Below are 4,513 nucleotides of genomic sequence, written 5' to 3' on the forward strand. Positions count from 1 at the left end.
CATGATCGGTTTTGGCCTCACCGCGCCGATGGCGACGCAGATCCTTGCCATCGGCGGCGTGGCGATGGCCCAGAGCCCGTCATTGTACAAGCCGACCAAACGTGGCGGTGGCGGCGCGCTCAAGCTGCTGTGGTGGCAGGGGCCGACGCTGCTCAATCCGCATTTTGCCACCGGCACCAAGGACCAGGACGGCTCGCGCCTGTTCTACGAGCCGCTCGCCTGCTGGGATCCGGACGGCAATCTCAAGCTCGTGCTGGCTGCCGAGATGCCCTCGATCCAGAACGGCGGTCTTGCCGCCGACGGCAAGTCGGTGATCTGGAAGCTCAAGCCCGGCGTCAAATGGCACGACGGCAAGCCTTTCATAGCGGATGACGTGGTGTTCACCTGGGAATACACAGCCGATCCCGCCACCGCCACGGTGACCACGGCGACCTACCGCGACATCAACGTTGAAAAGGTCGACGATCTCACCGTCCGCATCCTTTTCAAAAAGCCGACTCCGTTCTGGGCCGACGCCTTTGTCGGAGCTACGGGCAGCATCCTCCCCAAACATCTGTTCGCCGACTACAAGGGCTCCAAGTCCCGCGAAGCCCCCACCAATCTCGCGCCGGTCGGCACCGGTCCCTACAAGTTCGTCGAGTTCAAGCCGGGCGATCTCGTGCGCGGCGTGATCAATCCCGACTATCACATGCCCAACCGTCCCCATTTCGACACGCTCGAAATGAAGGGTGGCGGCGATGCGGTTTCGGCCGCGCGTGCCGTGATCCAGACCGGCGAGTACGATTTCGGCTGGAACATCCAGGTCGAAGACGACGTCCTGCTCCGCCTGGAAAAGGGCGGCAAGGGCAAGACCATTTATGCGGTCGGCGGGGATACCGAGTTCATCGCGCTGAACTTCACCGATCCCAACACCGAGATCGACGGCGAGCGCTCCTCGATCAAGACCAAGCATCCCTTGTTCTCCGATCCGGTGGTGCGCAAGGCGCTCTCACTGCTGGTCGATCGCGAGTCCGTCAAGAAAGCCATCTACGGCCGCGCCGGGCGCACCACCGGAAACTTCCTCAACGGCCCCGAGAAGTTCGTCTCCAAGAACACTACATGGGAGTTCAACATCGAGAAGGCGGCGAAGATGCTGGACGACGCCGGCTGGAAGCCCGGTGCGGATGGCATCCGCGAGAAGGACGGCAAGAAGCTGAAGCTCCTTTATCAGACCGCGATCAACGGTCCGCGCCAGAAGACCCAGGCCATCGTCAAGCAGGCCTGCCAGAAGGCCGGCATCGACGTGGAGCTGAAGTCGGTCGTTGCCTCGGTGTTCTTCTCCTCCGACGTAGCCAACCCCGACACCTACGCCAAGTTCTACGCCGACATCGAGATGTTCCAGATCCCGATGAGCCAGCCCGATCCGACCCAGCACATGCGTCGCTTTGTCTCGGCGAACGTGTCGAAGAAGGAGAACAAGTGGCAGGGCCAGAATTTCCCGCGCTTCGTCAGCAAGGAGTACGATGCCGCGATTGCGGCGGCGGAAGGCGAGATGGATCCGGTCAAGCGGGCGGCGCTCTACATCAAGGCCAACGACATCCTGATCGGCGAGACCGTGTTCATCCCGGTGCAGCACCGCCTTAAGGTCGAGGTCTGCTCCAACTCGCTGCGCCCGGTGGTCAGCGGCTGGGCCAACGAGACGGACAATCTGTTCGACTGGTATCGGGAGGAATGATTACGCGGGCGTAGCTGGGTGTTCCCCTCATGACTCAGTATGTCCTGCGTCGCCTGCTGATCGCCATCCCGAGCCTGCTCGGGATTTCGCTCGTTCTGTTCACCGTGCTTGCGCTCGCCCCCGGTGATCCGTTCTCCGAGCTGGCGACCAATCCGAACGTGCCGCCCGAAGTGCAACTTGCGCTTCGGACCAAGTTCGGCCTCGACGATCCGGTCCATCTTCGCTACCTGCACTGGCTCTCCGCCATGGCGCAGGGAGACTGGGGCTTCTCCTTCGTCAGCCGCATGAACGTGGGAGCGCTCATCCTGCAGCGCCTGCCGGCCACGATTTATGTGATCGGCTCGGCGCAGCTCCTGGCGCTGCTGATCGCGATCCCCGTGGGCGTCTATGCCGCAACGCGGCCCTATTCGCTGTTCGATCAGATCGCCAACACGCTCGCCTTCATCGGCTTCTCGCTGCCGACGTTCTTCACCGGCATCCTGTTCATCCTGATCTTCTCGATCACGCTGGACTGGCTGCCTTTCGTCTATTCCACCGACATCAAGGCGACCGGCGTGCGTTGGCTGATCGAGCAGATAAGGCAGGCGATCATGCCGGTGATGGTGCTCGGCCTGTTCCAGGCGGCCGCCATGACCCGCTACGTGCGCTCGGCGATGCTGGACGTGATCCGTCTGGACTACGTCACGACCGCCCGCGCCAAGGGCCTCGGCCAGGCCAGGGTCATCGTCAAGCACGCGATGCGCAACGCCATGATCCCGGTCGTCACCCTGGTCGCGCTGCAGATGCCGGCTGTGTTCGGCGGCGCCATCGTCACCGAGCAGATCTTCCGGATACCGGGCATCGGCTCGCTGCTCATTTCCTCCATTCTCTCCAACGACACGCCGGTCGTGATGGCCGTAACCTTCGTTTTTGCTTGCCTTGTGGTGCTCTTCAACCTCATCGCGGATGTCCTTTATGGCTGGCTTGACCCTCGCATCTCCTTCCGCTGAGCGGCGGGTCTATTCGCCATGGCGCGAGACCTGGCGGCGCTACCGCCGCCACAGGCTTGCCGTGGTCAGCGCGTTTCTGCTCCTGGTTCTGGTTTTGGCTGTGGTTGCCGGCCCCTTCCTGTGGCGGGTCTCGATCAATGACATCGATATCGTGGCGGGCCTCCAAGGCCCCTCGCTGGCCCATCCCTTCGGCACCGACGACCTCGGCCAGGACATTCTCGCCCGCATGATCTATGGCGGACGTATCTCGCTCGCGGTCGGCCTTGCCGCGATGATGGTCTCCGTGCTCGTCGGCACGCTGATCGGGGCGCTTGCGGGCATGTCGCGCGGCGCGCTCGGCCACGCCTTGATGTGGCTCACCGACCTATTCCTGTCGCTGCCGCAACTGCCGCTCCTGCTTCTCCTCATCTATCTGTTCCGCGACGGGCTGAAGACGGTGTTCGGGCCGGAGGGCGGCATCTTCATCCTCATCGTGCTGGTGATCGGCGGCCTGCGCTGGATGCCGGTCGCCCGCCTCGTGCGCGCCCAGTTCCTGTCGCTGCGCGAGAAGGAATTCGTCGAAGCCGCCCGCGCACTCGGCGCCAGCCCCGTGCGGCAGGTGGTCCGACACATCCTGCCCAATGCGGTCGGACCGGTGATCATCGCCGGCACGATCGACGTCGCCGCCGCCATCATCGCCGAATCGACGCTCTCCTTTCTCGGTCTCGGCTTTCCGCCCGACACGCCGACCTGGGGGCGCATCCTCTTTGACGCCAAGGACTTTCTCGACATCGGCCCCCACTGGGCCCTGTTCCCGGGCGGCGCGATCTTCATCGCGGTCGTCGCCATCAACTTCATCGGCGACGGCCTGCGGGACGCGCTCGACGCGCGAAAGGTGATCTGATGGCGCCCTTGCTTGAGATCAAGGGCCTCAAGACCCACTTCGCCACCGACGACGGCATCCTCCAGGCCGTGGACGGCGTGGACATCACCATCAACAAGGGCGAGACGCTGTGCGTGGTCGGGGAATCCGGCTGCGGCAAGACCGTCACGGCGATGTCGATCCTGAAGCTGATCGCGATGCCGCCGGGCCGCATCGTCGAAGGTCAGATCGTGTTCGAGGGGCGCGATCTCGTGCCGCTGACCAGCGACGAACTCGACGACGTCCGGGCCAAGGAGATCGGCTTCATCTTCCAGGAACCGATGACTTCGCTCAATCCGGTGCTGACCATCGGCGAGCAGATCGCCGAGAGCCTGCGCCGCCACGAGGGGCTATCGCACAAGCAGGCGCTCGCGCGCACGGTGGAAATGCTTAAGCTGGTGCAGATCCCCAACGCCGAGAAGCGCGTGCACAACTATCCGCATCAGTTCTCGGGGGGCATGCGTCAGCGCGTCATGATCGCCATGGCGCTGGCCTGCAAGCCCAAGCTCGTCATCGCCGACGAGCCGACCACCGCGCTCGACGTCACCATCCAGGCGCAGATCCTCGATTTGCTGCAGGACATGAAGGATCGCTTCGGCATGGCGGTGATGCTGATCACCCATGCCATGGGCGTGGTTGCGGAGACCGCGCAGCGTGTCGTCGTGATGTATGCCGGCAAGGTCGTGGAAGAGGCTCCCGTCGAGGAGCTGTTCGGAAATCCGCACCATCCCTACACCCAGGGACTGATCCGCTCCATTCCGCGCATCGATCTCGATGCCGGGCACAAGACCCGCCTCGAGACCATCGGCGGCACCGTGCCGACCCTGATCAATCCCGCCCCCGGCTGCCGCTTCGCGCCGCGCTGCCGCCATGTCATGAGCATCTGCATCGAGCGGGAGCCGGTGCTGC

General features: G+C 63.9%; 4 protein-coding genes. All 4 read left to right on the forward strand.

The genetic code is table 11. The features are described from left to right. Nucleotide 1: 1 nt before the first annotated feature. Entirely contained in the window at nucleotides 2-1,714 is a 1,713-nt protein-coding gene (locus HY852_RS20925) for a peptide ABC transporter substrate-binding protein (protein WP_291606771.1), read from the forward strand. 29 nt (nucleotides 1,715-1,743) lie between these two features. Continuing rightward, nucleotides 1,744-2,703: an ABC transporter permease gene (locus HY852_RS20930; protein WP_291606772.1), complete on the forward strand. Its 960-nt coding sequence runs from the start codon at nucleotides 1,744-1,746 to the stop codon at nucleotides 2,701-2,703. Then, a complete protein-coding gene (locus HY852_RS20935) occupies nucleotides 2,669-3,586 on the forward strand; it encodes an ABC transporter permease (RefSeq protein ID WP_291606774.1) in 918 nt (305 codons plus the stop codon). Before HY852_RS20930 ends, HY852_RS20935 begins: the two co-directional genes overlap by 35 nt. Further along, the coding region (locus HY852_RS20940; RefSeq protein ID WP_291606776.1) for an ABC transporter ATP-binding protein at nucleotides 3,586-4,513 on the forward strand (928 nt) is incomplete at its 3' end. The genes HY852_RS20935 and HY852_RS20940, both read left to right, overlap by 1 nt.

It is taken from the genome of Bradyrhizobium sp. (genome assembly GCF_016213215.1).
In the GTDB taxonomy this organism is placed as follows: Bacteria; Pseudomonadota; Alphaproteobacteria; order Rhizobiales; family Xanthobacteraceae; genus Bradyrhizobium.